Annotated in this window: 30 protein-coding genes and 1 pseudogene; 21 read left to right on the plus strand and 10 right to left on the minus strand. The window is 69.5% G+C overall.

Annotated elements, in window-relative coordinates; all coding sequences use genetic code 11:
- Positions 1-230, plus strand: a pseudogene (locus O5O46_RS14625) (manganese transporter); the annotation flags it as partial.
- A 211-nt stretch (positions 231-441) separates the two neighbouring features.
- Here the strand turns inward: O5O46_RS14625 and O5O46_RS14630 are convergent.
- Positions 442-849 carry a DUF3224 domain-containing protein gene (locus O5O46_RS14630; RefSeq protein WP_269855851.1) on the minus strand — a complete coding sequence of 136 codons (408 nt, stop codon included), beginning with the start codon at positions 847-849 and terminating at the stop codon, positions 442-444.
- A 110-nt stretch (positions 850-959) separates the two neighbouring features.
- On the opposite strand from O5O46_RS14630, the gene O5O46_RS14635 reads away from it, so the two are divergent.
- A complete protein-coding gene (locus tag O5O46_RS14635; RefSeq protein ID WP_269855852.1) occupies positions 960-1,931 on the plus strand; it encodes a helix-turn-helix transcriptional regulator in 972 nt (323 codons plus the stop codon).
- 145 nt (positions 1,932-2,076) lie between these two features.
- Here O5O46_RS14635 and O5O46_RS14640 read toward each other — a convergent pair whose 3' ends face one another.
- Complete coding sequence (locus O5O46_RS14640) at positions 2,077-2,250, minus strand: CsbD family protein (protein ID WP_269855853.1); 174 nt, start codon at positions 2,248-2,250, stop codon at positions 2,077-2,079.
- Between the two features lie 322 nt (positions 2,251-2,572).
- On the opposite strand from O5O46_RS14640, the gene proP reads away from it, so the two are divergent.
- From proP to O5O46_RS14685, 9 genes are all read left to right on the plus strand, one after another.
- Entirely contained in the window at positions 2,573-4,123 is a 1,551-nt protein-coding gene (proP, locus tag O5O46_RS14645) for a glycine betaine/L-proline transporter ProP (RefSeq protein ID WP_269856113.1), read from the plus strand.
- A 120-nt stretch (positions 4,124-4,243) separates the two neighbouring features.
- On the plus strand, positions 4,244-4,456 hold the full coding sequence (locus tag O5O46_RS14650) for a hypothetical protein (RefSeq protein ID WP_269855854.1): 213 nt from the start codon (positions 4,244-4,246) through the stop codon (positions 4,454-4,456).
- Positions 4,457-4,944: 488 nt separating this feature from the next.
- On the plus strand, positions 4,945-5,370 hold the full coding sequence (locus tag O5O46_RS14655; RefSeq protein WP_269856114.1) for an STAS domain-containing protein: 426 nt from the start codon (positions 4,945-4,947) through the stop codon (positions 5,368-5,370).
- Between the two features lie 88 nt (positions 5,371-5,458).
- Positions 5,459-6,934 carry a bifunctional phosphatase PAP2/diacylglycerol kinase family protein gene (locus O5O46_RS14660; RefSeq protein WP_269855855.1) on the plus strand — a complete coding sequence of 492 codons (1,476 nt, stop codon included), beginning with the start codon at positions 5,459-5,461 and terminating at the stop codon, positions 6,932-6,934.
- Positions 6,935-6,986: 52 nt separating this feature from the next.
- Complete coding sequence (locus O5O46_RS14665; protein WP_269855856.1) at positions 6,987-7,829, plus strand: YihY/virulence factor BrkB family protein; 843 nt, start codon at positions 6,987-6,989, stop codon at positions 7,827-7,829.
- Between the two features lie 111 nt (positions 7,830-7,940).
- Entirely contained in the window at positions 7,941-8,204 is a 264-nt protein-coding gene (locus tag O5O46_RS14670) for a DUF5133 domain-containing protein (RefSeq protein ID WP_333482378.1), read from the plus strand.
- 443 nt (positions 8,205-8,647) lie between these two features.
- A complete protein-coding gene (locus O5O46_RS14675) occupies positions 8,648-8,842 on the plus strand; it encodes a hypothetical protein (RefSeq protein WP_269855857.1) in 195 nt (64 codons plus the stop codon).
- A 126-nt stretch (positions 8,843-8,968) separates the two neighbouring features.
- On the plus strand, positions 8,969-9,220 hold the full coding sequence (locus O5O46_RS14680) for a hypothetical protein (protein WP_269855858.1): 252 nt from the start codon (positions 8,969-8,971) through the stop codon (positions 9,218-9,220).
- A gap of 140 nt (positions 9,221-9,360) precedes the next feature.
- Positions 9,361-9,705, plus strand: coding sequence for a hypothetical protein (locus tag O5O46_RS14685; RefSeq protein ID WP_269855859.1), 345 nt, complete (start codon positions 9,361-9,363; stop codon positions 9,703-9,705).
- A gap of 84 nt (positions 9,706-9,789) precedes the next feature.
- Here the strand turns inward: O5O46_RS14685 and O5O46_RS14690 are convergent, their stop codons facing one another.
- From O5O46_RS14690 to O5O46_RS14710, 5 genes are all read right to left on the minus strand, one after another.
- A complete protein-coding gene (locus tag O5O46_RS14690; RefSeq protein WP_269855860.1) occupies positions 9,790-10,467 on the minus strand; it encodes a hypothetical protein in 678 nt (225 codons plus the stop codon).
- 99 nt (positions 10,468-10,566) lie between these two features.
- Positions 10,567-11,721: an AI-2E family transporter gene (locus O5O46_RS14695; RefSeq protein ID WP_269855861.1), complete on the minus strand. Its 1,155-nt coding sequence runs from the start codon at positions 11,719-11,721 to the stop codon at positions 10,567-10,569.
- Between the two features lie 169 nt (positions 11,722-11,890).
- Positions 11,891-12,757 (minus strand): RNA polymerase sigma factor SigF, encoded by an 867-nt coding sequence (locus tag O5O46_RS14700; RefSeq protein ID WP_269855862.1) that lies wholly within the window; start codon positions 12,755-12,757, stop codon positions 11,891-11,893.
- 169 nt (positions 12,758-12,926) lie between these two features.
- Complete coding sequence (locus O5O46_RS14705) at positions 12,927-13,097, minus strand: hydrophobic protein (protein ID WP_269856116.1); 171 nt, start codon at positions 13,095-13,097, stop codon at positions 12,927-12,929.
- A gap of 66 nt (positions 13,098-13,163) precedes the next feature.
- On the minus strand, positions 13,164-13,529 hold the full coding sequence (locus tag O5O46_RS14710) for a hypothetical protein (protein ID WP_269855863.1): 366 nt from the start codon (positions 13,527-13,529) through the stop codon (positions 13,164-13,166).
- Positions 13,530-13,975: 446 nt separating this feature from the next.
- On the opposite strand from O5O46_RS14710, the gene O5O46_RS14715 reads away from it, so the two are divergent.
- Positions 13,976-14,509, plus strand: coding sequence for a general stress protein (locus tag O5O46_RS14715; protein ID WP_269855864.1), 534 nt, complete (start codon positions 13,976-13,978; stop codon positions 14,507-14,509).
- A 247-nt stretch (positions 14,510-14,756) separates the two neighbouring features.
- Here the strand turns inward: O5O46_RS14715 and O5O46_RS14720 are convergent, their stop codons facing one another.
- A complete protein-coding gene (locus tag O5O46_RS14720; RefSeq protein ID WP_269855865.1) occupies positions 14,757-15,236 on the minus strand; it encodes a MarR family transcriptional regulator in 480 nt (159 codons plus the stop codon).
- Between the two features lie 147 nt (positions 15,237-15,383).
- Between O5O46_RS14720 and O5O46_RS14725 the strand changes: the two genes are divergently transcribed.
- From O5O46_RS14725 to O5O46_RS14765, 9 genes are all read left to right on the plus strand, one after another.
- Positions 15,384-16,547 (plus strand): PP2C family protein-serine/threonine phosphatase, encoded by a 1,164-nt coding sequence (locus tag O5O46_RS14725; protein WP_269855866.1) that lies wholly within the window; start codon positions 15,384-15,386, stop codon positions 16,545-16,547.
- A gap of 175 nt (positions 16,548-16,722) precedes the next feature.
- Positions 16,723-17,625 carry an STAS domain-containing protein gene (locus O5O46_RS14730; RefSeq protein WP_269855867.1) on the plus strand — a complete coding sequence of 301 codons (903 nt, stop codon included), beginning with the start codon at positions 16,723-16,725 and terminating at the stop codon, positions 17,623-17,625.
- 17 nt (positions 17,626-17,642) lie between these two features.
- Positions 17,643-18,041, plus strand: coding sequence for an STAS domain-containing protein (locus O5O46_RS14735; protein ID WP_269855868.1), 399 nt, complete (start codon positions 17,643-17,645; stop codon positions 18,039-18,041).
- Complete coding sequence (locus tag O5O46_RS14740; protein WP_269855869.1) at positions 18,041-18,481, plus strand: anti-sigma regulatory factor; 441 nt, start codon at positions 18,041-18,043, stop codon at positions 18,479-18,481. The genes O5O46_RS14735 and O5O46_RS14740 overlap by 1 nt, the downstream gene beginning before the upstream one ends.
- On the plus strand, positions 18,481-19,524 hold the full coding sequence (locus tag O5O46_RS14745; RefSeq protein ID WP_269855870.1) for an ATP-binding SpoIIE family protein phosphatase: 1,044 nt from the start codon (positions 18,481-18,483) through the stop codon (positions 19,522-19,524). Before O5O46_RS14740 ends, O5O46_RS14745 begins: the two co-directional genes overlap by 1 nt.
- Positions 19,521-21,386, plus strand: coding sequence for a PP2C family protein-serine/threonine phosphatase (locus tag O5O46_RS14750; protein ID WP_269855871.1), 1,866 nt, complete (start codon positions 19,521-19,523; stop codon positions 21,384-21,386). Before O5O46_RS14745 ends, O5O46_RS14750 begins: the two co-directional genes overlap by 4 nt.
- 45 nt (positions 21,387-21,431) lie before the next feature.
- Positions 21,432-22,658 (plus strand): PP2C family protein-serine/threonine phosphatase, encoded by a 1,227-nt coding sequence (locus O5O46_RS14755; protein ID WP_443072537.1) that lies wholly within the window; start codon positions 21,432-21,434, stop codon positions 22,656-22,658.
- 164 nt (positions 22,659-22,822) lie between these two features.
- Complete coding sequence (locus tag O5O46_RS14760) at positions 22,823-23,254, plus strand: ATP-binding protein (RefSeq protein WP_269855873.1); 432 nt, start codon at positions 22,823-22,825, stop codon at positions 23,252-23,254.
- Between the two features lie 245 nt (positions 23,255-23,499).
- Positions 23,500-23,985, plus strand: a complete 486-nt coding sequence (locus O5O46_RS14765; protein WP_269855874.1) for a MarR family winged helix-turn-helix transcriptional regulator — start codon at positions 23,500-23,502, stop codon at positions 23,983-23,985.
- A 41-nt stretch (positions 23,986-24,026) separates the two neighbouring features.
- Here O5O46_RS14765 and O5O46_RS14770 read toward each other — a convergent pair whose 3' ends face one another.
- On the minus strand, positions 24,027-24,461 hold the full coding sequence (locus O5O46_RS14770; protein ID WP_269855875.1) for an SRPBCC family protein: 435 nt from the start codon (positions 24,459-24,461) through the stop codon (positions 24,027-24,029).
- Between the two features lie 112 nt (positions 24,462-24,573).
- Positions 24,574-24,747, minus strand: coding sequence for a CsbD family protein (locus O5O46_RS14775; RefSeq protein ID WP_269855876.1), 174 nt, complete (start codon positions 24,745-24,747; stop codon positions 24,574-24,576).
- Positions 24,748-24,788 lie beyond the last annotated feature (41 nt).

Consider the following 24,788-nt stretch of genomic DNA (forward strand, 5'->3'; position numbering starts at 1 on the left):
TGGCCGTCCTCGGCGCCGGATACGGCCTTACCCGGCACCGCACGGTCGCCAAGGAGGACCCCGTCGACCGGGTCGGCCGGGACACCTGGCGGATGCCGCCGCTGGCGACGCTCACCCGGCCCACCATGTCCACCGCCCGCAGGATCGGTATGGGCGCGCTGCGTTCCTACCTGTTCGTCGCGATGGTCCTGATGGTCATCAAGATCGTCCAGGTCGCCCTCGGCCACTGAACTCTGAGAGCGGCCGGGCGGTGGTTTCCCAGCCCGCCCCGAGTGCGCGGCGGGCAGCCGTCCGCGAAGCGTGGTCCGCCGCCAGCGGGTCTCGTCGCTGACCGCGATGGGGCCGTCGGCCGCGGCCAGCCCGGCGGCCCTCGCCGCTTACGCCGAGCCGCGCCCGAAGGTTCGGACACTGTTTACGGCATCACGCCGTCGTGGCTGGCTGTCAGCCCAACTCGTACTCGAAGGTGTAGGCGACCGACGGCTCGCCGTGGTGGGCCGTGAAACCGCCGGTGCCGGTCAGCCCGACCAACTCTCCGGTGCCTGTTCCCGGTACAACCTCGAACGTGCAGTGCACGGTGCCGTCGGCGTCGAACGAGCCGCGCTGCTCGACGACGAAGGCCCCGTCCCGCCCGTCCAGTTGGCCGGTCAGCGCCTCCATGCCGGTGAACGTACCGGTCTTCTCGGTGACGTAGACGATGGTGTACTCACATGTGGTGTCCGCTGCCTTGATGCCACCGGAGAACGCGTTGGTGACGGAGGCATGAGCGAGTCTGGGAATCACATCGCTCGAACTGACCGCCTGCTCATCCCAGTTGGCGAACGTGAAGTGGCCGGTGGTCTGCGTGGGCATGGGAAGTCCTCTCGCTCTCGGTCCGCCACACGCGTTCCTGCGTGCGGTGTGTGACCAGCGTGACCGCCATACCTGACACCCTCTGTCAGGTATGGCGGGACACTGTTTCCATGCGCGCTGACCGGCTTGTCTCCCTCCTCCTGCTGCTCCAGAACCGTGGGCGGATGACCGCTCCTGAACTGGCTGCCGAGCTGGAGGTGTCGGTCCGTACGGTGTACCGGGACATCGAGGCGCTCAGCGCGTCGGGCGTCCCGGTCCGCGCCGACCGCGGCCCTGCCGGCGGCTACCGCCTGATGGACGGCTACCGCACACGACTGACCGGCCTCACCGAGGCCGAGGCCCACGCCCTCTTCCTCGCCGGAGCACCCGGCCCGGCGCGTGAACTGGGGCTGGGCGCCGTGCTGACGACCGCGCAGCTGAAGGTGCAAGCGGCCCTCCCGGCCGAACTGGCGGAGCGGACCCGGCGCATCCAGGACCGGTTCCATCTGGACGCGCGGGCATGGTTCCGTGACGCGGACCCGGTCGCGCATCTGGCGCAGGTCGCGCAGGCGGTGTGGGAACAGCGGGTGCTGCGCACGCACTACCGGCGCTGGGGCGGTGAGGTGCGCCGGGAGATACGTCCGCTGGGCATCGTCCTCAAAGGTGGAATCTGGTACCTGGTGGCGTTCGCCCACGATTCGGTACGCACTTACCGGATATCGAGGTTCCTCGCGGTGGACACCACAGAAGAGGTCTTCGAACGCCCGACGGGGTTCGATCTGGCCGCCTACTGGCAGGAGTCGTCCCGCAGCCTGGAAGCCGCGCTCCACCAGGGAACCGCCAAACTGCGCATCTCGCCACGGGCACAGCGGCTGTTGCCCATGCAGTTCGGCGCGGTGGGTACCCGAGCCCTGGAGGGCGCCGGGCCGCCGGACGCGGAGGGCTGGGTGCAAGTGGAAGTGCCGGTCGAGGGAGAGACGGTCGCGGTCAGCGACCTGCTCAGACTCGGCGCGGAGGCGGAGGTACTCGGCCCTCCCGAACTCCGGCAGGCCATCGCCAAGGCCGTCGCCATACTGGCGGGCCGATACGGAGTGGCACCGTGACCCCACGGCATCTGGAGACGGCCGTCGGGATGGATCGCCATGGAGGAGTAACTGTGAAGACATGGCCGGGGGCCGCCGCGAACGCGGCGGCCCCCGGCCATGTGCCCGCAGACGCGGACAGCTGTGCCCCCAGGATCGGCGATGCTCAGTGCTTGAAGGCGTCCTTCACCTTTTCGGCAGCCTGTTTGAGATCGCCCCTGGCCTGGTCGACCTTGCCCTGGGTCTCCAGCTCCTCGTCCTCGGTCATCCGACCGACCGTCTCCTTCGCCTTGCCCCGGAGCTGGTCCTTGGCGTTGCTGGCCTTGTCCTCGGCACCCATGTCCTGCCTCCACATCACATTGACGTCTCTGCTTGACGAACAGGCGCTTGCCCAGGGCCCGATGACGTACACATCCATTCCGCCGGACACCCGCAGAAGGCTGCTGGGACCCCTCCGGACGGGGTGTGGCGACGTACGGCCGGTGTGACAGGAGTACCTGGTGGGAAGGCGCGGGACGAATGGTGTGTGCACCCTCGCGGTGCCAGCGACGGTACGACCACCGGTCGACAGCGGATGCGGAGTCATGAAGCCAGGAAACAAGTCACCTCGCGATGTGGGACGCAAGTTCGGAAAGGGTACCGGCAGCGCTGGTACCGAGCGCATGGTGCGCGTGCTGCTGCGCGGTCGTAAGAAGCGGCTGAGTGAGGAAGACATCACCGTCGTCGACCGTCTTCAGGTGCGGCGAGCCGTCTCGGCGGCGGCGCTCGGCAACATGATGGAGTGGTTCGACTTCGGGGTGTACGCCTACCTGGCCGCCACCTTGGGGAAGGTGTTCTTTCCGGCCAGCTCGCCGGGAGTGCAGGTCATTTCCGCCTTCGCGACGTTCGCCGCGGCGTTCATCGTGCGCCCGCTCGGCGGGTTTGTCTTCGGGCCGCTCGGCGACCGTATCGGCAGGCAGCGCGTACTGGCGGCGACCATGATCATGATGGCTGTCAGCACCTTCGCCGTGGGCATCCTGCCGACATACGGGACGGTTGGCATGGCCGCGCCCCTGTTGCTGCTGGTGTGCCGGCTCGTGCAGGGCTTCTCCACCGGCGGCGAGTACGCCGGAGCCACCACCTACATCGCCGAGTACTCGCCAGACCGCAAGCGGGGGTTTCTCGGCAGCTGGCTCGACTTCGGCACGTTCGTCGGCTACTCCCTGGGCTCCGCCCTGGTGACGGTCCTGACCGGCGTCCTCAGCGACGCGGACATGGCCTCCTGGGGCTGGCGCGTCCCGTTCTACGTGGCTGGGCCGCTCGGCCTGATCGGGCTCTACATGCGGCTGCGTCTCAAGGAGACACCGGCGTTCCAGCGGGTCGAGGAGGCCCGGCGCGAGGGTACGGCGCAGACGCCTCCAGACGAGGACCCTGTCGAGCAGTCACGCATGTCCGGCCGAGGACGTCTGAAGGAGCTGGCCACCCGGCACTGGAAGGCCATGGTCATCTGCATGGGCCTGGTTCTGGTCTACAACGTCACCAACTACATGGTGACCTCCTACCTGCCGACCTATATGACGGCGACGCTCGGCGCCCCCGCGCTGACCAGTCAGTTGCTGGTGCTCGGCACGATGCTGCTGGTGGTACTCACCATCACCGTGGTGGGCCGGTCCTCCGACCGCATCGGCCGTCGTCCGGTGCTGCTGTCCGGTGCGATGGCGATGGTCGCCTTGGCGATTCCCGCGTTCTGGATGATCCGGCAAGGAGGCCTGCTCTGGCCCTCGGCAGGATGTGTGCTGCTCGGGTTGCTGCTGGTGACGTTCGCGGGGGTCAGCGCCTCAACGCTGCCCGCCCTCTTCCCCACGCATCTGCGTTACGGCGGGCTGTCCGTCGCCTACAACATCTCCGTGTCCCTCTTCGGCGGTACCACCCCGCTGTTGGCCTCGTTCCTCGTCAACAGCACGCACAACGCCATGGTGCCCGCCTACTACTTGATGGTCGCGGGCCTCATCGGTACCGGGGCGGCCCTCGTCCTGAGGGAGACCGCGGGCAAGCCGCTGCGCGGGTCCGCGCACACGGTGGAGACCGAGGAGGAGGCACGGAAACTGGTGGCCGCCCACCGCACGCACGAGGCGCGTCGGGCCCGCAAGGTGTGGATTGCCCTACGCCACAGGGCGGTTGGAAATCGAGGCGGTAAGCGGCCGGGTAAGGCCGCCGCACGGTCGCCCCGCTGACGTACGCCTCAACTCGGCTACCTCTTCGTGCCGGTGACCCGGACTGGTGTCACCCGGTCAGGCCGGGGCACCCGTCCCCCACGGGCAAACGACGGCTGACATCACGGAAAGAGGGGCGGAGTGGGAACGAACAACGGCGCGCGAGCGCTGGACGCGACTCAACAAGCACTCGTCGTCGCTGAGACGATCGAGGAACCCGGTTCGAAGGCGGTCGCCTTGGCGCTCTTGGCGGTGGAGGCTCGTCTCGACGACATCGCGGCGGTGGCCAGGAGCGTGGATCACCGCCTGGAGCAACTCAACCAGTACCTCGGTGCCATCGCGAACAAGCCGTAGCGCAGTATTCCGAGCGGCTCGTGCTGGCCGCCGCCGGGCCGAACACCTGTCGGTCGCATGCCGGTTGGCACGTGAGGTCCCGTAGCGGCGCTGCCGACGGGAAGCTCACCCGATTGGGCGCGTGTGGTTCCGCTGGCTTGAGGCAGGCGTACCCCAACGTTTCGAGGAGAGCACAGAAGGGAGACCGAGGAGGTCGTCGCGAACCCCCCCACCGATGGGAGGTGGTTGACCAGGACACAACGTGGTGCTTCGCCCGTTCTGCTGCTCTGTCACACGGCGAAGCATGGCTCTGGGCGGGGACACGAGCGGGTCCCGGGACACATTCACAAGTCCCGCTCGGTCCCCGCCAACCTGTGTCCCGGGACGACAGTACGGGCGAGGAGGACGCCGGCACCGCGAGGACAAGGACTTCGGACAACCGTGGTGGATGAATCCCCGTGGCCGGGGTAGCCGCCGTTGCACAGATCCAGAACTTCGGAGGTGCCGACTTGTCATCCGAAACCGCGCCGCTGTCCATCGATGTGGCCGTGCGTCAGCCTGATGTGGCGGTGGTGTCAGTCGGTGGTGATCTCGACGTCGATACCGCGACCGAACTGCACTACCAGTTGGCCAACCAAATCGCCCACGGCCGCAGGAATCTGGTGCTCGACCTTTCGGCGGTTCCCTTCATGGACTCCTCGGGCCTCAACATCATCCTGCGCACCTTGCAGGAGGCGCGGCGGATCGGGGGGAGTGTGCAGGTGGCGGCACCGACGTCGGCGGTGCGCAGGATCCTGGAACTGACCGGAGTGGGTCTGGCCACGCCGATCCGCGAAACGGTCGACGAGGCGATGCGTGGGGTCGCGGACGCGGTCGAGACCGCCAAGCGCGGCAGGCAGGACGACGAGCCCGCGGTGGACCGTGCGGAAGACTAAGTGCGGGTCAGGGGAGAGCCGCGCAGGAAAAGTCACCCAGGGGTACATACCCGTGCGTACCGCTCCACAGACCGGGTAAACGACCGCCATGAAACGACGTCCCGCCAGAGCAAGGCGACTCATTTGCGTTGACCAGATCGTGTTCGGCCGGATCGCCGCCCGGACCTGGCCGTTCGCCGAATCGACACTGCCACGGCTCAGCCGGGCCGCCGACCATGGTGTGCTCTGGATCGGAACGGCCGCCGTGATCGCGGGTCTCGGTGGTAAGTCCGGGCGGCGAGCGGCCGGGCGCGGGCTCGCGTCGCTGGCGTTGGCATCGGCGGTGGTGAACACCGTGGGCAAGCGGCTGGTGCGCCGACCGCGTCCGCTGCGGGACGCGGTCCCGGCCATCCGGCAGCTGCGACGGCAGCCGTTCACCACTTCCTTCCCGTCCGGGCACGCCGCCTCGGCCGCTGCCTTCGCGGCCGGAGTGGGTCTCCAATCCCCGCGCTGGGGTGCGCTGGTGGCGCCGGTGGCGGCGTCCGTGGCGTTCTCCAGGGTGTACACCGGCGTCCACTACCCGAGTGACGTGCTGGCGGGTGCGGCCATCGGAGTGGGCGCCGCCGCCGTGGTGCGTGCGCTGGGCGCCGACCGACGGGAGTCGAAACCACCGCGCGTGGCGGCCCCGGCGCTGGACGCCGGTGAGGGCCTGGTCGTCGTGGTCAACAACACCTCGGGTGTGCCGCCCCTTCTGGTACCGCCCGCGGAGCGGCTGCGGGCCGCTCTGCCGAAGGCACAGGTGATCGAGGCGACCGAGGACGACGACTTTCCGGGACTCATGGAGAAGGCGGTCCGCCTTGCCGCTGAGTGCGGCGGCGCTCTGGGCGTCTACGGCGGTGACGGAACCGTCAACACCGCGGCGGCGATCGCCTCCCGAGAGAACGTACCGCTCGCGGTCTTCCCCGGCGGTACGCGTAACCACCTCGCGATGAACCTCGGCGTGGAGGAGATCGAGGACACCGCCCGCGCCGTGCGGAACGGCCAAGCCACCGCGATCGATCTGGCGTACTTCGACGGAGCCGACGGTGAGCGCGTTCCGTTCGTCAACACCTTCAGCATCGGTGCCTATCCGGAGCTGGTACGCGTCAGGGAACGCTGGTCCCGCCGACTGGGTAGCTGGCCCGCCAGCGTGCTCGCGGCGCTCCACGTGTTGCGCACCGCCGATCCGGTGCCGGTGGTCCTCGGCGGCCAACGGCGCCTGGTGTGGCTGGTCTTCGTGGGGAACTGCACCTATCGCGGCAACGGGGTGGCACCCCTGCGCCGAAGCGACCTGGCGGACGGCGTGCTGGACGTCCGCGTAGTGGAGGCTGGCCCCTTCGCCCGCGCGCGGCTGATGGCGGCGGCCGTCACCGGAGCGTTGGGGCGTTCCCCGGTCTACTCCGAGAAGAAGCTGCGCGCCCTGCGCATCGAAGGACTCGGCGAGGACGCACACCTCGCCTACGACGGTGAGGTCAGCCGTGCCCCCAGCACGGTGAGCATCGCCAAGGCGTACAAGGCGCTCGTCGTCTACCGCCCCGGAGTGTGAGTTACCGCGGGGCCGGTCGCCCCGGGGAGAGCACAGGTGGGAAGGGGGAGTGGTGTTCACCGGGAACACCCGCGCCTGGGCCACGGCGCTGCGGCAGACGCCCGTCATGGCCTGGAACGAGGACCTCACCGACTGGGCCGCGGCGCTCACGTACTACGCCGTGCTGGCGCTGTTCCCGGTGCTGCTCGTCGTCCTGTCGGTACTCGGGCTGTCCATTCCGGGTGCCGCACCGGGGGCCATCGACCACATCACCCAGGTCGTGCCCGCCGCCTCCCGTGGGCTGCTTCGGCGGAGCCTGCTGGAGATGTCCCAACAGCCGAGCACCACATGGACGTTGGCTGCCCTGGGTATGACGGGCTCACTGTGGTCGGGGTCCAGCTATCTGAGTGTCTTCCGTCGCGCCCTGCACGCCATGTACGGCGTGGACAGCCACCGTCCGGTCTGGCGCACGGCTCTGCGTATCCTGCTCACCGCGCTGCTCGTCATCCTGCTTCTCGTGGCGAGCGCCGTGACCCTCGTGGCGACGGGCGGAACCGCCCGGCGGCTGGGCCGGTTGCTGGACCTGGCCAGTGCCACGCTCGCCGCGTGGGAGGTGCTGCGGTGGCCCGCCATGCTGTGCCTGGCCGTCGTGCTGACGCTGGTGGTGTTCCGTACCGGGCCGGCGGCTTCCCGACCACTGCGCCGGATGGCGCCGGGCGGGGTGGTGGCGGTGCTGCTGTGGTTGACCGCGTCGGCCGGCTTTGCCACCTACGCTTCCCATGTCAGCACCTATCAGCGGGTCTACGGCTCGCTCTCGGGCGTCGCGGTGTTCCTCATCTGGTTGTGGTTCTCCAATCTCTCCCTGCTGCTGGGTGCCCAGTTCAACGCCCAACTGGCGAAGGCGGAGGCCAAGTGACCGCGGTACGGAAGACCAGCCGGTGAAGTGGTGGCGCATGCGCCGACTGTGGCCGGGTAGGCGCAGCCGCGGTTAGACGGGGTGTCGAAGGGCGTGAAACGAAGGGGAGAGATGGCCTTGCTGAAGCCTCATCCGCTGGTGCTGCGCAACCTGTTGGAGCGGTACGAATCGCTGGCCGGGCGGTCGGTGAACACCGCCGAGCCGACCGAGTTGCGGCGTGAACTGGAGGACGTCACATACACGTTGTGCGTGTCGACGGGTACGCGGGACGTGCAGTCCGCGGTGGCGGCGGCCCGGGGGATGCTGGAGGAGGCGTTCGCGGCCAGCGTGGCGCCTGGCGAAGCCCGAACGCCCTCGATAACCACGGCCGCTTGACGTTCCCGCGCTGGTGGCCGCGGGGGGACACGGCGCGGAACCTCAGCCCGAGCCCGGCATCGTCCGGGCTCGGGCTGATCGCTGTCGGGCCACCGCGCTTGCTCCGGGGAATCCCGGGAACAAGTCCCTCCACGGCCACTGGAAGGATGGCAGCCCATGTGGATGGCAGCGCCCACCGCCCCCACGCACGTAGCCGTGGTGATCATCGTGGTCTTCGTCGTAGCCGGAATCGTCGGAATGATCACCAGCCACAGGGACAAGCGATAGCCGCCGAACGACGGTGGAAACCGAAAACGGGTGGATGGCTGGGAGCTTGTGTGCCCGCTTTCACCGAAAACACATGACAAACCGTCGGACTGCTTTTGTGATATTGAGGTTTGCTGCTCCCCGAGGTGGGGATTCGTTGTGGCGGGTGCATTTCTCGCAGTAGGGAGGACTCGACTGTGCGTGCGATCGGTACGGCGAACGTCGGAGCGGACCGGGCGAGCGGTAACCTGGCCGAGGTGGTCGAACACCCGCCAGCTGACGCGGAGTTGACGACTGACGAGCAGGTGGAGCGGGCTTGTGCGGACCTGCGCGCGGCGGTGGAGGAGTTCCACCAGGAGCTGGCCGACTTCGAGGGCGCCCTCAGGAGGTAGCCCGGAACGGCAGCGGCCCGTGCGAAATCGGGTCGGTTTATAGGGCGGTGCTGTCCGCCGCGCATGGCGGTTTCCGCTGACAGAAATGGGGCGAGCCAGGTGGTCGCGGATCACGATGGGGCGTCAGTGGTGGAAAGGCTGCGGCACCGGGCGGCAGCATTCGTGGACGGCCACGCCGAGCTGTTCGTCACCGTGGAGGACGACGGCACGTTGATGTTCGGCGGAGACGACCAGGCCGGGCTGTTCCGGGCCGCGGCGGAGTGGCTGGAGGAGGACCCCGCCTGCACCGTCGCGGGCGTCGCCTGGGGCCCGGCGGCGACGGAGCCGCCCTGGACGTTGGCCCTCCACCTGCGACACCCCGGCCCGCCGGGCGACTGAGTAGGCGGCGTGGGCGTCCCGGCCGGGCGAAGGCATCTGCGCGCTGTCGCGGTACCTGCCCGACCGGGCGTTCGTACTCCGGTAGGCCAGCGGATCGGCCCAGTACGCATCGCACCGGAGAATCCGGATATCCGAGAGGTATGACTGAATTTCCCACACCCACCCACCCCCAACTGATCGGCGCCCGGCCCCGCTCCCTCGTCGAGAGTGCGTACCAGAACCTGCGGAAGCGGAGCGTGCGGGCCGATCAGTTCACGTACGGTGCGTTGGACGCCTACCGGTGGACGATGGGCAGTGGCGTCAGCGCTCCGCTCACCGGTGCCCAGACCGCCGGGGTGCCCGATCTGGAACGGTTGACCTCCGAGATCGACGCGGCGGTCGTCCAGTTGGAGGACGTCACCCAGCGCGCGGGCACCCGTGACTTCACACAAGGGGTGCATGACGCGTTGGCGTGGGTGTGCGGGCTCAGCGACGAGAAGCCCTGAGCGCTTGTGTCGGGCGCCTGGACGGTGGCTCAAGGCCACCGTCCAGGCCGCGGTGTGTGGGTGGAGGTGTGGGAACCGCCGTGGCTACGGCTCACTGATGACGCGGACGGACTCGATGGGGCTGCCCGCGGTCCGCGCGGCCTCGTTCCTTACGGCGTCGAGGTCATGCGTGGTGAGCTTGGCCCCTTCCAGGTGCACGTAGACCACGTCCGGCTGGGGGTCGACCGTCGCCTGGACGTCCGGCAGCCGGGCGACCAGGCGGCCCAGAGCGGCTGTGTCGCCGTGGGCGGCGGGGGAGCCGGGCTTGACGGGCGCGAGTACGCCCGCGCTGTAGATGTCGCGGCCCTGGCTCGCGAACCGCAGGGCGGGGACGACGTCGTCGCGCACCGCACGTACCTGCTGTGCGTCGGCCTTCCACAGCCGCAGCACGATCGCCGGCCGTCCCGGGTCCTCCTTGCCGACGACCGTCCAGTCGGTCACCCCGGCGCGGCTGAGATCGTGGTACACGCCGTCGAGCCGCTGCCCGAGCGGTGAACCGTCCGGGGTGCTGATCGTGAGGTCCTGGACGTGGTGGCGCAGCGCCGTGAGCGCGGTCGCCCCGGAGGGTGTGGCTGATGTGGTCTGTGGGGTTGGTGTTGCGGCTCCCGCCGGAGCGGCGGCGCCGGCCATCAGGCCGGTGAGCAGCGCCGATCCGACAGCGGCCGACGCGGCGGTCCTCCTCCGCGAAGTGTGTTTGCGGGTTCGTTCGTGCCGCGCAGTCATGCTCGTCCCTTCCGTGGACAACGTTCTCGTGGGTGCGCGGCTACCCCGGATGCGAACACCTACACGGCCGCCATCGGGGGAGGACGCGGCAGGGGCTGGTCAGCCTGCTTCGATCCGCGGGAAGACGAACTCGTCGAGGAACAGTCCCAGCGCCATGGCGGCCGGGATGGCGACCAGCGCGCCGATGATGCCGAGCAGGGCCCCACCGACGAGAACGGCGACGACGGTGACGATGGGATGGACGTCGACGGCGAACCTCATCACCCGCGGCACGATCAGGTAGTCCTCGGCCAGCCGGAAGAGTACGTAGAACACCGCGGTGGCGATGGCGATCGGCAGTGAGACCGAGAGCGCCACCAGGCTGACGGCGATTCCGCCGATGGTGGATCCCACCATCGGCACCAGGTCCATCAGGGCCACGAGGACACCAAGGGCCGCCGAGTAGGGGATCTGCGTCCCCGCACACCAGGCGAACGTGGCCAGTCCGGCGATTCCGGAGGTGGCCAGGTTGCCCAGCATGTACCGCCCGGTGCGGACGACGATCTCCTCGGTGAGCGCGGCCACGCGTTCACGGTGGCTGCCGGGGACGAACCGGTAGCAGAAGTCCTTGATACGTGGCAGTCCGACCATGAAGTAGAGCGAGACCACCACGACCACGACGGTTGCCGTCACGGTGCTGACCACCAGTTGGCCGGCGCCGAGCAAGCCGTCGAGGATGTCGGATCCTCCGCTCGACAGCTGTTGCTTCGCCTTGTTGATGAGGTGGTAGCGGTCCTCCAGCCGGCCCAGGGTCGAGTGGTGGTCGTGGAGTTGCTGGAGCCAGCCCGGCACGGCGTGGACGAAGGCGGTGACTTCTTCCATGACGGGGGGAACCACCAGCGCCACGAAGCCCGCCAGGACCGCCGCGAAGGCGACCACCACCAACGCGACGGCCCACCCCCTGCGCAGCCGGTGCCGCACCAGCCAGCGCACGATGGGATCGAGACTGATCGCCACGAACAGCGACAGGAGCAGCATCACCAGCAGCTCGCTGATGCGGATGACCTCCTGTGCCAGGAAGTAGGCCAGCACCCCGCCGAGGGTGAGGCTGAAGCCCATCCCGAACCAGGACCCGGCCCCGCCGCCGGAACGGCGCAGGCGGGCGCCCGGCGCCCCGGGAGGTGCGGCGAACGTGTTCCGGGATCCTTGGCCCCCGGAGCTGGCGGGGGAACGCCCGTTGACGGGTGGCCCGCTCTGGGCGCGCTCATGCCTCATCAGGGTGTCCTGGTTGTCGAGGAGCTCGGCACGCGCTCGGCGTACACCGCTCAGTCACCGTAATCGTCCTAAACGTGGAGCGGGTTGACCGGCAGAACCGTACCGCTGGAGACCGCCCCGCACGGCGGGGGCGTTGGCGGGCGTGTCCTACGCCCGCGCCCGGCAACCGTCAGGCGCCCGCCAGTAGTTGGCTGCGCAGCATCTTGAGGGTCCGGGCCAGCAGACGTGAGATGTGCATCTGGGACAGGCCGAGTTCGGCGCCTATCGCGGCCTGGGTCATGTCAGCGCCGAAGCGCATGGCGAGGATCGTGCGTTCCCGCTCGGGAAGTCGGGCGATGAGCGGCTTGAGAGCGGTGAGGTTCTCCACGCCTTCGAGCGCGGGGTCCTCATAGCCGAGGCGGTGGACCCAGGAGGTGCCCTCGTCCTCCTCGGCCGAGGCTTCGGCGTCGATGGAGCTCGCGGTGTAGGCGTTGGCCGCGATCTGGGCTTCGAGTACCTCCTCCTCGGTGATCCCCAGCCGCTCGGCCAGTTCGGCGACGGTGGGCGTCCGGTCGAGTTGCGCGGCCAGGGCGTCACTGGCCTTCGCCATGTCGATGCGCAGTTCCTGGAGCCGACGCGGCACCCGAACCGACCAACTGGTGTCGCGGAAGAAGCGCTTCATCTCACCGACGATGGTGGGCAGGGCGAAGGTGATGAATTCCACGCCGTAGTCGGGATCGAATCGGTCGACCGCCTTGATCAACCCGATCGTGCCGACCTGCAGGATGTCCTCCATCTGGTCGGCCCGGTTGGAAAAGCGCTTCGCGGCGAACCGTACCAACGCCATGTTCAGCTCGATGAGGGAGTTGCGCACGTACTGGTACTCCTGGGTGCCTTCTTCAAGCACCGCCAAACGGGCGAACATCACCCGCGAGACCTCTCGCAACTCCGAGGGGTCCGCCTTGCCTTCGGCCAGCAGGGTGGTCAGTTGCTCAGGAGTTGACTCCCTTTCCACCGCGGTTTCAGGAACGGCCTTCTCAGCGAGCTGCCCCGACATGATCGCCCTCCCATCGATCCGAAGTCTTTGACGCCTCAGCGCCTACCCGCCTCCGCAGCTCCAAACCACGGCCATTTCCCGAAGTTTGGCGCAGCGCCCTTGCCACGACAGTGGGCCCCACCGGATTCCGGTGGGGCCCACCCTCAAAAGCTCTCATGACGGCCGTCGGTCACCATCGGTACCAACGGCCCCGTGCGCCGGCCGAGTCGGTGGAGCGCACGAGGAAGCCCAAGAGCCAGATGACCAGCACCGCCACCGCGACCCACCAAAGGATCTTGATGGCGAAGCCGGCACCGAACAGCAGTAGTGCGAGGAGCAGAACGAGTAGCAGGGGAACCATAGTCATCGACCTCCTGCGGCCACGCCTGCCCTGCGCTCCGGCGTTCAATCGAGCGGCGGCCACCTGTTACGAGTTGGGCCTGGGAGGCTGCGGTGGCTTGTGGCGCTCCGGGAGCGGGCGGGGCGTGATGGCGTCCTCGCCTTGCTGTTCCGCGCGCATCCGCTTTCCGGTCTCGCTTTCGCCGATGCGCGGCCCGGCCGGCGTCTGCGGTCCGTCGAAACCGGGCGAGGAGAAGCCGGGGGAGGTGTAGCCGGGCGAGAACGATGAGTCGTCCTCGCCGGTCGACTCCGCCGCTGGTGGTGCGGCGGCCGGCTTCCGGTCCCCGGGCTGGCCGTGTTCGCGGGCCGCCCGCTGATCGGCGTCTTCGGGAGCCGCGGTCCTCCGTGACCGGGCCGCGGTCGGGGACGGCTGTTGACGTGGTGTTCTGCGCACTTGGCACCAGGCTCCTCTCCGGACGCTCCGGCGATGGCACCTCGTTGTGTGCTGGCTTGGGAGCGTTCAATGGACGTCCTCGGAACGTCTTCCCGTGTGCTCCGGATGTACAACGGCCTTTTGAGCGGCTCCGGTTGGCCGTCGCGATCGCGCGAGTGAGTGACGAACCGAACAAAGTCGTCCGGCGGTGCGAGGTGTTCTGCGCGGTATTCCGACCGAGGTTCGCAAACCTGTTCCCCGAATCCATGTTGTCAATTCGGGGCGCATCTGCGGCTCGTTGGCGGTAGTGCGGTGCCAAGGAAACACACCACGCGTCTCTGTAGTGCGATGCCGGAGCCCTGCGGGCATGGCGGATTCCGCAGCGGAAAGGCGCACATGTGCGAGCCCGCCGCTGTGTTGTGCCGCGGCTGGGAGAAGTCAACCTGTGAGGTGAAAGGAGGCGCGGCATGAGCCAAGTGAACGGTGTCGTCGGTGTGTACGGTTCGATGAGGGAAGCCGAGGACGCGGTGCGGATTCTGCTCCGGCAGGGAATCCCGGCCGATCAACTGTCCGTCATCGGACAGGACTTGCGGAGCGAGACACGGGTGCACGGTTTCGTCACCACCGGAGACGTGGCCAGGTCGGGTGCGACCACGGGGGCGTGGGTGGGCGGTCTGTTCGGACTGCTGTCCGGCACCGCGCTGTTGCTGGTGCCCGGTGTCGGCCCGCTGCTGGTGCTCGGCCCGCTGGCCGCGGGCGCGGTCTCCGCGGCGGAGGGCGCCGCGACGGGGGGCGGACTGGGAGCGGTCATGGGGCACTTCATCGCCAAGCGGCACGTGCCCAAGTACACCCGGCACGTGGAGGCGGGCGGCTACCTGCTGATCCGCCAGGGCCCCGGTGCCCAGGCCGGAGTTGACCTGATGCGCGAGGTGACGGACGCCGCACACGTCGAGCACCACGACGACCTGGTTCCCGCCCACCTCGCCAGCGTCGTCCGCTAGTTCCCCGAGCAGCCGGGTGTCGAAAGCGGCCCGCTCCGCCGGGCCGTCGGCGATGGGAACGGGTAGCACCTTGCCACCGGAAGACAGTTGCCGTTTGACAACTATGGCAGTCAGGCAACAGAGTTACGACGTCACAGGTGTGCAGGGAAGGATCTTGAATGTTCCGGTGGGCGAGGGAGAGTCCTCGCGCCGGTCGGCCGCGGAGCGCGGACGTGCGCCGGGTGGTGGCGGACTGCGGTCCCGCTGGTCAGGCGGAGTGTGCGTCAGCGGTGTCGTCGTGGATCTGCGTGGCGGCGGCGGCGCAGAACGCCTCCAGACCCTCCAGTAGCGCGGTCCGCTTTCGGGCGGGCATCTGCGCCAGGACGGCCTGCAGTTCACGCTCGCGGCGGGAGCGTAGATCGGCCAGGAAGGCCCGGCCCCGACTGCTGAGGTGCAGCCGCAGTTCGCGGCGGCTGGTGCTGTGGGGCGCGCGCTCGACGAAGCCCACCGCCTGGAGGCGGTCACACAGCCGGCTCGTCGACGGGGGAGTGGAGCTCAGGGCGTCGGCGAGGGTGCGGAGGTTGATCCCCTCGTTGTGTTCGAGGATGAACAGCACGCGGAGCTGGGACACCGACACCGGGGCGGTCGACGCCCGGCCCCACAGGACCTCCAGCAGTTCGGCGGCCTCTGAGGCCACGCGCGCCACCTCGTCGGGCTGTCGGCGTGAAGGGGAGGCAGTCACGGTCATACTCTCGCAGGCTCATCGGGTGCTGTCAGTCGGCTAAGGGCGGCTAGCTGGCTACACCACAGTAAATACCGGCGAGGCCGGATCAAACGACAAGGCTCCGCTTGCGGGTGCGATGCTCTCCTGGCAAAGAATGGCTTATCCAACATCGTGAACAGATTCGAGGCCGCCGAGCGGGCTCTGCGTAAGGCGGCCCCCCACCAGTTGGTGGACGCCCTCGGCGCGGTGCTGACCGACCGGTACGCGGCGAAGTCCGTCGAGCTTCTCCTGGTGGACTACGGGCTGACCGTACTCCAGCCGGTGACCGCCCTGCCACACACCGGGGAACCCGTGCCGGTGCACAACAGTCCCGCCGGGCGGGCGTTCGTGGTGCAGCAGTCCGTCGTCGAGGGCGTCGGCGAGGGGATGGCGAAGGTCCACTGCCCGGTGACCGTGCGCGGGGATCGGCTGGGCGTGCTGTGCCTGGTGGTGCCGACCGACGTCTGCACTCCGGAACGGCTCGCCGAACTCGCGGACGTCGCCGAGGTCCTGGGACACGAGGTCGTCGTCGCGGAGCGGGACACGGACCTGTATCTACGGGCGCGCCGCAAGGACCGGTTGACACTCGCGGCCGAGATACAGTGGCAGCTTCTGCCAGGCCGCTCCTGCGCCCGGCCCGAGTACGAACTGGGTGCCCACCTGGAACCGGCGTACGCGATCTTCGGCGACAACTTCGACTGGTCGGCGACCGAGGACCGGCTGATGCTGTACGTCACCAACGGCATGGGCGAGGGGATAGAGGCCGCGCTCCTGACCAGCCTGGCGATCAACGCGCTGCGCAACGCCCGGCGTGCCGGTCTGTCGATCGCCGACCAGGCCGCGCTGGCCGATCAGGCAGTCTACGCCCATTACCGCGGGGCGTCGTACCTGTCGGTGCTCATGGTGGACTTCGACCTCGCCACCGGCCGGGCGCGGGTCGTCGACGCCGGATCGCCGCGGATGTGGCGTTTGCGGCGCGGCGGTGCCGTGCAGCCCATCACCTTCGAGGCACAGCTGCCGTTGGGCATGTTCGAGGAGACCGACTACGTCGCGGAGGACTTCCAGGTGGAACCCGGCGACCGGCTCGTGTTCGTCAGCGACGGGGTGTACGAGGCCGCCTCACCCTCGGGCGAACGCTACGGTGAGCGGGCACTGGCCCGAGCCATCGCCGCCACCCAGCTGCTGCCGGCGGCCGAGGTGCCGCGCGAGGTGCTCAGACAACTGGCAGCTCACCGCGGTAGACCGGTGCCGCACGACGACGCTCTCGTGGTGTGTCTCGACTGGCACGGACGGTAGGCCGGCGAAGCCGAAGCACGGACGCGGGGCACGACCTTGGGCCTGAGCCGTGGGAGCACTTCGCGGCATAGCGATTGCCAAACGGGGTACGACACCGACGCCGAAGTTTGCCGTATGACAAGGAAGCGCACGACGTTCCCACGGCGGGTGCCGGGAACGGTGGTACGGATTGGAGATGCGGGTGCCGGAACACGAGACGGAAGCGCAGTGGTCGCCGTCCAGGGAGGTCGGGGACTTCCTGCGGCGCTTCCGTGAGCAGATCGCCCAGCGGTGGGCGGACGCGACGCTGTTTCGGACGGTGTTCACCGTCTCCCGGGACGAGGCGGTGGAGGCGTGCAAGGTCGTGATCGACGCGCTGTCCGTGGTCGCCGCCTCGGAGCGTATCGAGGACATCGAGGCACCGGGCTTCGCGGTCGTGCGCGAGCAACTGGGTCGCATGTCCGCGTCGCATGTCCGAATGGGGCGCACTCCGGCACAGATCGCCAACGAAGTGGCCGCGCTACGGGTTCCGGTTACCGAACTGCTGGCTGCGGAGTCGCGCGACCTGCCGACCGAGCGGGTCCAGCGGACCACGTTGGCCCTGACGGTCCTGATGGGCACCCTGCGCCTGGCGGTGATGGAGACCACGCTCACCGAGGGCGAGGAACTCATCGACCGTCAGCGCCAGCAGCTCCTTGAGTTCGCCACTCCGGTGATCAAGCTGTGGGACGGGATCGTGGCCGTTCCGCTCATCGGCACGCTGGACAGCGCGCGCAGCCAGGTGGTGATGGAAAGCCTCCTGGAGGCCGTCGTCGCCCAGCAGGCGCGCTTCGCGATCCTGGACATCACCGGCGTGCCGACCGTCGACACCCTCGTCGCCCAGCATCTGATGAAGACGGTGGCGGCAGCGCGGCTCATGGGCGCGGAGTGCATCGTCTCCGGTATACGGCCGGCGATCGCCCAGACGATCGTGCACCTCGGCATCGACCTGGGATCGGTCGTCACCCGCGCCACCCTGGCCGACGCCTTGGCGTTCACTCTGCAGCGACAGGGCACGGGCGCCGCGGTCGGCGTGTCCGCGGAGGTCGATCCGACGTGACGTGCCCTCGTACGGAGGTGATTGGGGCGCACGTCCCGGTACTCACCCTGGGCGACGTACTGTTGGTGACCGTCCAGGGGGACCTGGACGACCAGACCGCCGAGTACCTGCGCCAGGACATCACCCGGGCGGTCGCGGAGACCACCGCCACCGGCGTGGTGATCGACGTCTCCGGAGTGGAGGTCGTCGACTCCTTTCTGGGACGGGTCCTCGCCGACATCGCCGCCACCGTCAAACTGCTGGCGGCACGGACCGTGGTCGCCGGAATCCGTCCCGCGGTGGCGATCACGCTGGTGGAACTCGGCCTGACGCTGCCCGGGCTGTGCACCGCCCTCCACGTCGAGCAGGCCCTGCGACTGCTGCGGGAGCCGTCCGGAACGCACCGTGGCGCGCATCCACGGCAAGGGGGCGTGTGATGCACGTGCCCAGTACCGTCGCCGCGAGGTTGCCGATCGGCTCGGACATGGACCTGACCTGGATCAGGCAACACGTCCGACAGGCCGCCGCCGAACTCGGCTTCGGACTGGTCCAGCAGACGAAACTGGTCACCGCGGCCAGTGAGCTGGCGCGTAACACCCTTGTACACGGTGGAGGCGGTCACATGGAGTGCACACCGGTGGCGCGCGGCCGGATCCATGGCCTGCGCCTCGTGTTCACCGATTCCGGGCCGGGGATTCCCGACACGGAACTCGCCTTGTCCGACGGTTACACCTCCGGCGGCGGGCTGGGCATGGGCCTGGGCGGTGCCCGGCGGCTGGTGCACGAGTTCACTCTCGACAGCCGGCCGGGAGAGGGCACCACCGTCACCATCACCGCCTGGGCCTCCGGGCCTCCCTACCCCCGCAGGGCGTTGTGATGACCCGGGTATGGGACGTTCCGGTGCACGATTCCACCCGTGTGCGCGATGTCCGCGTCGCCGTGGAGGCGGCGTGCGGCCACACCGGGCTGACCGCCGACCGCACCGCCGACGCGGACCTCGTGGCCACCGAACTCGCCACCAACCTGCTCAGACACGCCGGTGGTGGACGAGTCCTGATCGACACGCCCAACGACGGGCAGCCCGTGGTGCAGATCCTGGCCGTGGACCACGGGCCGGGCATCCCCGACGTCCTCGCCGCACTGCGTGACGGCTACTCGACCAGCACCTCGCTGGGCGCGGGCCTGGGCACCTGCCGTCGTGTCGCGGACGCCTTCGACCTGCACACCGTCCTCGGTCGCGGCACGGTCGTGCTGGCCCGGCTCGCCGATCGCGGCGCCGCTCGGGCGGGCGCCGCGAGACCGGCCGAGGAACTGCCCCGGGTCGGCGGGGTCCATGTGGCGCTGGAGGCGGAACACAGCGGCGACGCATGGGCATACGTACGTGGCGAGAACCGGCTGACCCTGATGCTCGCCGACGGCCTCGGCCATGGCCCCGAAGCCGCGCGGGCCTCCACCACAGCCGTGGACGAACTGCGCCGCATGCCCGATCTGACACCGGCGGAGATGCTCCGGCGCCTTGACAGCGCGCTGCGCCGGACCCGCGGAGCCGCGATCGCGCTGGTCCAACTCGCCCACGGCACCGACCGCCTGGTGGTCGCCGGTGTCGGCAACATCGGCGCGCGGCTGCGCACGGACGGCACCTGGCATTCGCTGCTCTCCCGGCCGGGCATTGTCGGCGCCTACCTCCCCGCCCTCATCCCCGAGCGCCAAGTGCCCTGGAACCAGGACAGCCTGCTGGTCCTGCACAGTGACGGCCTGCCCAGCCGCTGGATCCCGCCCCAGGACGCGCGCCTGGACGCCCATGACCCAGCTGTGATCGCCGCGGTCGTGCTGCGCGACGCCAGCAGCTCGGCGCGCCCGGCGCGTGACGACACCACAGTGGCCGTAATGACCCCTGCACCGCTGGACCGCCCGCTATGACCCGCACCCACGCCTGGCCCGTCGCCAGTGTCTCCGACGCGGCACACGCCCGTATCGCCGTGGCGCGCCTCGCGGCGGCCGGAGGCGTGCCCGCCGTCGAACGTGCCCGGCTGCTGACGACGCTGACCGCCCGGTTGAGAAGGTGTCTGGAGGAGCCCGGATCCTGGCAGTTGGTCTTCGAGGCGCTCGACGCACCAGCGGACGGCGAACCCGGATGTCTCCGGCTCGCCCTGCGTCGCATCGGCCGGTCCTCAGCAGAGCCTTCCTGGCAGAGGACCGTCGTGTGCCCCGACCCCGAGCGCGCGGCTCGTCAGGCCGCCGAGCCGCCCACTCCGCTCGCCGAGGCGTTGCTCCTCGGGGACGACGACACCGCGGCGCTCCTGGGCCGCCTGGACGAGCAGGAGCGACTCGTCCGGCTCCACCGGGAGGAACTCCACCACACCAACCAGGGTGTCCTCGCCCTCCACGCCGAACTGGACGCGGCCGACCGCACGCAGCGCGAGTTGCTCGCCGCGGAGAAGGCGGCCCGCGCGGAGGCGGAAGGCGCCCGCCACCGGCTCACCTTCCTGGCCGACGCCAGCGCTGCCCTGACCGCCTCGCTCAGCCACCGGGAGATCCTCCGCCGCCTTCCTGAGCTCCTCGTGCCGCAACACGCGCGCAGCGCCGACGTCTGGCTGCTGGAGGGCGACGACGCCCAGACGCGGGCCCCGCATCCCGCGGCCGCCGTCGTCGCCGCGCGCAGCGGGCGCCCGCAGTACGCCGCGGACCATCCGGGAAACCTGCCCGGCGTCGGCGATCTGCCGCCCTCGGCACTGGCCCCGGGAGTGCCCCTGCTCTGTCTGCCGCTCACCGCCCGGCGCTCCACGCTGGGGGTGCTGACCCTCACCCCTCCCGGTGACCGTTTCGACACCGACAACACCGTCATGCTCATCGAACTCGCCCGCCGGGCCGGGATCGCGATCGACCACGCCCTGCGGTACGAGCACAACCGCGACATCGCCGAAACACTCCAGCGCACGCTGCTCACCGACCTGCCGGTCACCCCGGGACTCCAGCTCGCCGCCCGCTATCTGCCCGCCACCCACGGCCTGAACATCGGCGGAGACTGGTACGACGCCTTCGCCCAGCCGGACGGCAGCCTGATCGCCGTCATCGGCGATGTGACCGGGCACGGACTCCACGCGGCGGTCATGATGGGCCAGCTGCGCAACGCGCTGCGCGCCTACGCCGTGGACGGCGACTCCCCGGGGCGGTTGCTCACCCGCCTCCATGCCTTCCTCCACCACCTGGAGCCGGACCTGTACGCCACAGCGGCCATCGCCCGCTTCCGCCCCGGCGACCCCACCGTCACCTGGGCCGCGGCGGGCCACCCGCCGCCCGTGGTACGCACCTCGGAAGGGCGGGTTCGGATCCTGGACGTCAAGCCGGGGGCCATGCTCGGCATTCCGCTCAGCCAGGGCATCAGGGACCACACCGTGGAACTCCCACCAGGCTCCACCCTCGCGCTGTACACCGACGGCCTGGTCGAACGGCGCAGGGAGGGGCTGGACCCGGGCATCGCCCGCCTCGGCACGGCGCTGGCCGAGATCGACGCGGCGGACCTGGCCCAGGACCTGGACGGCGTGGCCGAGACCGTGCTGGGGCGCATGCTGCGCGACTCCGAGCGTGAGGACGACGTGTGCCTGCTGCTCTGCCACACCGGCACCGAACCCCTGGGTGCCCCTGGCGCGCCGCGGCTGCGCAGGCGCCCGCACCAGCCGGCAGCGTGCGCGCCAGGCTCCGCCAAGCCGATCACGTCGCCCCCGCCGAGCGGCGCACAGGTCCCACCACCACCGTTGGTCACGGACAATGCACAGGACTGACCGACCGAGCACACGACTACGGGCCCAACACGCCCCGAACAGGACGTGGACGCTGTGACCAACGACGATAGACGCAGGACCGCCGAGGCCGTCCTGCGCGAGGCTGCGCCGCACGCGCTGATCCCCGCCGCCCAAAGGCTGCTGGCGGACCGAGTGGGGGCGCGGTCCGTCACGTTGCTGATGGCCGACTACGGTTCGGCGGTGCTGCAACCAGTGCCGCAGCCGCCGCACGGTGCCGAGGCGGTACCAGCTCACCACGGCCCTCCCGGTCGCTCCTACTCCACACAGGTCCCCGTGGTGGAGCGGACCGACGACCCGGCTGCCGTCCTGGCCCACCTGCCGATCACCGTGCGCGGCGACCGGTTGGGAGTGCTCTGCGTCGAGCTGCCCGCAGCCGACGCAGACGCGGCCACGGTGTCCGAACTGGCCGAGTTCGCCACCGCGTTGGGCCACGAGCTGCTCGCCGCGGACCGGGACACGGACCTGTACCTGCAAGCCCGCCGCCGCAAGCGCCTGACCCTCGCGGCCGAGATGCAGTGGCAACTGCTGCCCGGTCGCGGCTGTGCCCGGGACGAGTACGTCCTCGGCGCCCATCTGGAGCCCGCCTACGCCATCGGCGGCGACAACTTCGACTGGTCCACCAGCGCCGAACACCTCACGGTCACCGTCACCGACGGTATGGGCCACGGGATCGAGGCGTCGCTCCTGACCAACCTGACCGTCAACGCGCTACGCAACGCGCGCCGCGCGGGGGTCGGCATCGCGGACCAGGCCAGCCTTGCTGACCAGGCGGTCTACGCCCAATACGGGGGCAGGGTCTACGCGTCCACCCTGCTGCTGCGGTTCCACCTCGACACGGGTCTCGTGGATGTCGTCGACGCCGGTTCCCCGCAGTTGTTCCGCCAGCGTGATGGCACCGTCGAACTCATCGAACTGGAAGGCCAGTTGCCGCTGGGCATGTTCGAGGAGACCCAGTACGAGGAGCAGACCTTCCATGTCGCCCCGGGTGACCGGCTGGTCATCGTCAGCACCGGTGTGCACGGGGCGCGTTCGCCGGACGGCGGATTGTACGGCGAACGTACACTGCGGCGCACCATCAGCGCCTCGCGGCTCGCCACGCCGCACGAGACCGCCCGGGCCGTGGTCCACGGCCTCATCGAGCACTTCGGCAGCGACGATCTCGCCGCCGACGCCGCGGTGGTGTGCCTGGACTGGAAGGGCCGCCCCGGCGCCCCGCGCACCGATGAACCGCCTCCGTCCACCCGCACATGAGCGCTTCACGTCGCCGAACCGTGGCCCCCGCCACATGAAGACAACGCATTACGGATTGACGAGAGCACATTGCGAAGTGAAAAGTGCGACGTAGCCGGGTAGACGCACACGTACGAGGCCGCCGGATGCCACTAGGAGGAGCGAGAGAGGGGCGGGTGTCTACCATGACCACGATCGGGGTAGTCGACAACCGTATGTCGTCGCTGCGTTGGGACAGAGCCTATGAAGCCCGTGATCCGAACGTCATCGCCGCCGCGCGGGACTTCGCCACGGAGTTCCTGGAGCATGCCCAGCGCACCATGCGGACGCGGCTCGACGATCGGGTCATCCAGGACGCCCAACTCGTCGTGAGCGAGCTGGTGACCAACACCAGCAAGTACGCCCCTGGTCCGTGTGAGCTGAGCCTGGAGCTGGCACCCGGGGGAATCGAAGTCACTGTCTGCGACAGCAACCCCATCGCGCCTCGGCCCGCTCCGCAGGACCCGGACCGCGTGGGTCGGCACGGCCTGGAGATCGCGGCCGCGCTCTCCGAGTACCTGTACACGCGGCGTCACGAGGGCGGCAAGTCCGTCCACGCCCGCATAGCCTTGAGTTGACGCACACCGGAGGCGGGCATGCACCGGTCGTACGCCACCACGGGTCGGCGAACAACGCCGGCCCGCTTACCTCGCGGGTCTTTGGGTACGGCGCTAGGACGAACAACTGCCCGTACCGACCCCAGCGGAGAGATTTCCCGTGCCGTACCGTGATGGCGTCGTCCGCCGTGGGATAGCAGCGGTCCCGATGCGGACCGCCCCGATTCGCCGCGTGACGAACAGCCCTTGTGGAGGTTGAGTGGCCCATGGGCTTTGGCCAGAGTGCCGGGCCGCGTCCGGATGAATCCGCCGAGCGGATGTCCGGTCCCGTGCAGGAACTCGTCGCGGTGTGGTCAAGAGCCTTCCATCTCGCGGCGCCCCACGTGTCCACGTTGCAACTGCGCGCCCTGGAGGCCTTGGAGGACCGGCGCAAGCTCAATCTGACCGGTCTGGCGGCGGAGTTGGACATCGGCATGCCCACCGCGAGTCGGCTGTGCGACCGTCTGGAGGCGGCCGGTTTCCTTGAACGGTCCGTTCAGCCGCGCAACCGGCGGGAGGTTCTGCTGGCGGTCACCGCGCAAGGCAGGCGGCTGCTTGATGACATAGCTGCGCGGCGACGTCGGGCGCTGGCCGCTGTACTGACGGCGATGGACCCCGAAGAACGCGCCGCACTGGTGCGGGCGTTGCAGGCATTCCTGGCCGCCTCCGTGACGGCGCGAACGTACGGATCGCGCGGCACCGGGAGCGAGTAGGCACGCTGGCCGGGGCCAAACACCTGTGGCGCACAGCGGATTCACTCGCGGAGCAGAGCGTCCAGGACGCGGTCGAAGACCCGATTCGCGATCCAGCGAACGGGCCGGTCGAACACCGAAGGCAGCCACCGCACCCGTAGGTCTTCGCGCCACTGGATCCAGCAGCCGGTGCCGCGCGGGCGCACCTCGATCGTGGCCCAGCCCGACACCACGGAACCCCGCTTCTCCAGACGGCAGAGGCCGCAGGTGCCACCAGCCGGTGGGTCCCACAGCACGACCTCCATGGGATCGTCGAACCCGATGGCGCCGACGCCGGTGCGGGCGGCGAACCTGGTGCCCACGCGGGTCGGCGGGGATGTCGTCACGACGACCCTGGTGAGCGGCACGTGCGCACCGTGGCGCTCCCAACGGGTCAGTCGGCTCCAGGCCTCGCCGGTCGGCAGCGCCGAGCAGCGCTGGATCTGGAAGAGAACCACTGCACAGAGGATAGGCGCGCTGCGGCCCTACGGCGACGCGGGCCCGCACGGTCGACACGGCCGTGCGGGCCCGCGTACCCGGCCGCCGAGAGGGCGTCGGCGGGCAGACCCGTCAGCGCTTGAACGCGTCCTTGATGTTCTGCCCGGCCTGTTTGAGTCCGCCCTCCATCTGCTCGCCCTTGCCTTCGCTCTCCAGGTAAGGATCATCGATGGCCTTGCCGGTGTCCTTCTTGACCTTGCCCTTGGCCTTCTTGACCGCGTGCTCGGCCTTCTTGCCAGCACTCATGGCCAGCTCCTTCCACGGCTTCCTTGGATCCCTCTACGGGC

It is taken from the genome of Streptomyces sp. RPT161 (assembly GCF_027533845.1).
Taxonomy (GTDB): Bacteria; Actinomycetota; Actinomycetes; order Streptomycetales; family Streptomycetaceae; genus Streptantibioticus_A; species Streptantibioticus_A silvisoli_A.

Excerpts from the sequence above, each read along its gene's own strand:
- O5O46_RS14630 (WP_269855851.1), bottom strand. The coding sequence starts at position 849 with ATGCCCACGCAGACCACCGGCCACTTCACGTTCGCCAACTGGGATGAG.
- O5O46_RS14635 (WP_269855852.1), top strand. The coding sequence starts at position 960 with ATGCGCGCTGACCGGCTTGTCTCCCTCCTCCTGCTGCTCCAGAACCGT.
- O5O46_RS14640 (WP_269855853.1), bottom strand. The coding sequence starts at position 2,250 with ATGGGTGCCGAGGACAAGGCCAGCAACGCCAAGGACCAGCTCCGGGGC.
- proP (WP_269856113.1), top strand. The coding sequence starts at position 2,573 with ATGGTGCGCGTGCTGCTGCGCGGTCGTAAGAAGCGGCTGAGTGAGGAA.
- O5O46_RS14660 (WP_269855855.1), top strand. The coding sequence starts at position 5,459 with ATGAAACGACGTCCCGCCAGAGCAAGGCGACTCATTTGCGTTGACCAG.
- O5O46_RS14670 (WP_333482378.1), top strand. The coding sequence starts at position 7,941 with ATGGCCTTGCTGAAGCCTCATCCGCTGGTGCTGCGCAACCTGTTGGAG.
- O5O46_RS14685 (WP_269855859.1), top strand. The coding sequence starts at position 9,361 with ATGACTGAATTTCCCACACCCACCCACCCCCAACTGATCGGCGCCCGG.
- O5O46_RS14690 (WP_269855860.1), bottom strand. The coding sequence starts at position 10,467 with ATGACTGCGCGGCACGAACGAACCCGCAAACACACTTCGCGGAGGAGG.
- O5O46_RS14695 (WP_269855861.1), bottom strand. The coding sequence starts at position 11,721 with ATGAGGCATGAGCGCGCCCAGAGCGGGCCACCCGTCAACGGGCGTTCC.
- O5O46_RS14700 (WP_269855862.1), bottom strand. The coding sequence starts at position 12,757 with ATGTCGGGGCAGCTCGCTGAGAAGGCCGTTCCTGAAACCGCGGTGGAA.
- O5O46_RS14705 (WP_269856116.1), bottom strand. The coding sequence starts at position 13,097 with ATGGTTCCCCTGCTACTCGTTCTGCTCCTCGCACTACTGCTGTTCGGT.
- O5O46_RS14715 (WP_269855864.1), top strand. The coding sequence starts at position 13,976 with ATGAGCCAAGTGAACGGTGTCGTCGGTGTGTACGGTTCGATGAGGGAA.
- O5O46_RS14720 (WP_269855865.1), bottom strand. The coding sequence starts at position 15,236 with ATGACCGTGACTGCCTCCCCTTCACGCCGACAGCCCGACGAGGTGGCG.
- O5O46_RS14730 (WP_269855867.1), top strand. The coding sequence starts at position 16,723 with ATGCGGGTGCCGGAACACGAGACGGAAGCGCAGTGGTCGCCGTCCAGG.
- O5O46_RS14740 (WP_269855869.1), top strand. The coding sequence starts at position 18,041 with ATGCACGTGCCCAGTACCGTCGCCGCGAGGTTGCCGATCGGCTCGGAC.
- O5O46_RS14745 (WP_269855870.1), top strand. The coding sequence starts at position 18,481 with ATGACCCGGGTATGGGACGTTCCGGTGCACGATTCCACCCGTGTGCGC.
- O5O46_RS14750 (WP_269855871.1), top strand. The coding sequence starts at position 19,521 with ATGACCCGCACCCACGCCTGGCCCGTCGCCAGTGTCTCCGACGCGGCA.
- O5O46_RS14760 (WP_269855873.1), top strand. The coding sequence starts at position 22,823 with ATGACCACGATCGGGGTAGTCGACAACCGTATGTCGTCGCTGCGTTGG.
- O5O46_RS14765 (WP_269855874.1), top strand. The coding sequence starts at position 23,500 with ATGGGCTTTGGCCAGAGTGCCGGGCCGCGTCCGGATGAATCCGCCGAG.
- O5O46_RS14775 (WP_269855876.1), bottom strand. The coding sequence starts at position 24,747 with ATGAGTGCTGGCAAGAAGGCCGAGCACGCGGTCAAGAAGGCCAAGGGC.